This window comes from Streptomyces katrae (assembly GCF_000966975.1).
GTDB classification, from domain to species: domain Bacteria; phylum Actinomycetota; class Actinomycetes; order Streptomycetales; family Streptomycetaceae; genus Streptomyces; species Streptomyces katrae.
Map to the genome: position 1 here is coordinate 1 of NZ_JZWV01001585.1, position 1,185 is coordinate 1,185.

General features: G+C 69.3%; 1 pseudogene. It reads right to left on the reverse strand.

Features of this window, described 5'->3' with window-relative positions:
* Positions 1-399 precede the first annotated feature (399 nt).
* A pseudogene (locus VR44_RS48130) lies at positions 400-1,185 on the reverse strand (IS5 family transposase); the annotation flags it as partial.

The window sequence follows — 1,185 nt, forward strand, 5'->3', positions numbered from 1 at the left end:
GTCCAGTAGACGCTCGTAGCCCTCGGCGGTCGTCGGAAAGCTCCTGCTCTCGACGAAGCGCCGGCGGCCGTGACCACGGCGGCGACGTGGACGTCCTTGTGGGTGTCGACACCCAGCACGATATCGGGGGTGCCTTGGTTCAGCGGGGCGGGCTGGGTCATCCTGGTCACGGTCACCTGTCTCCTGCAGCCATGGGAAGCGGGGCGGCCATCGCTGGATCGGTCAGGGCGGTCAGGGCTGTGACGTTGCCTCTCGCGAAGGCCCCTATCAACACGCCCGCCGGTCCAGCGGCGGCGAGTGCCGCTCCGGACAGTGGCCGACAGATCAAACGCAAGGCACCAGGGCCAGTCGTAGCGCGGGTCAGGCCACCGCCCGAAGCGGCACCTGAACATCCTCACAGTCGTAGCGGGTGGCCACTGCTCTGGCGTGCTTGAGCTGGTTAATCGCCCGTTCGACGGTGTTGCATTTCTTGTACCGCTCTTCGTCGAAGCCAGGTGGCCGTCCGCCGCGTGACCCTTTGCGTAGGCGGGCGGCCTGGCTGTCGGTCTTCTCCGGGATCGTGTGCCGGATGCCCCGGCGCCGCAGATACTCGCGGCATGGGCCGTCGCTGTAGGCCTTGTCCGCCGCGAGGCTGTCGGACTTCTTACGCGGCCTGCCCGGCCCGATCCGCGGGACGCGGATCTTCTCCAGCACGGGCTTGAACTGTGTGCAGTCCGCCCGCTGTCCCGGGGTGACAATTAGGGACAGCGGGCGGCAGCGGCCGTCCGCGCTCAGGTGGAGCTTGGTGGTGAACCCGCCCCGCGAGCGGCCCAGGCCCCCACCTCCTGCACCACCTCCACCAGGCGGGAGACGAGGCTCTGCCACGCCGTTTCGCCCTGGTGTTCTGCCGCTGCTGCCCCCTTTGAGGCGGGCGCCGACGGTGGTTCGGTGCGGGCGCCGGCGGCGTGCTGGTGCGCCTGCAGGATGGTGGAGTCGACCGAGATGTCCCAGTCGATCTCCCCCGCCGCTTCGGCCTCGGCCTGGACCTACTGGAGCAGGCGTTCCCAGGTTCCGTCGGCCGACCGCAGGCGGTGGCGTTCGTAGACCGTCTTCCACGGGCCGAACCGTTCGGGCAGGTCACGCCACTGCACGCCGGTCCGAACCCGGTGCAGAATCCAGTCGATCACCTGCCGGTGATCCCGCCAC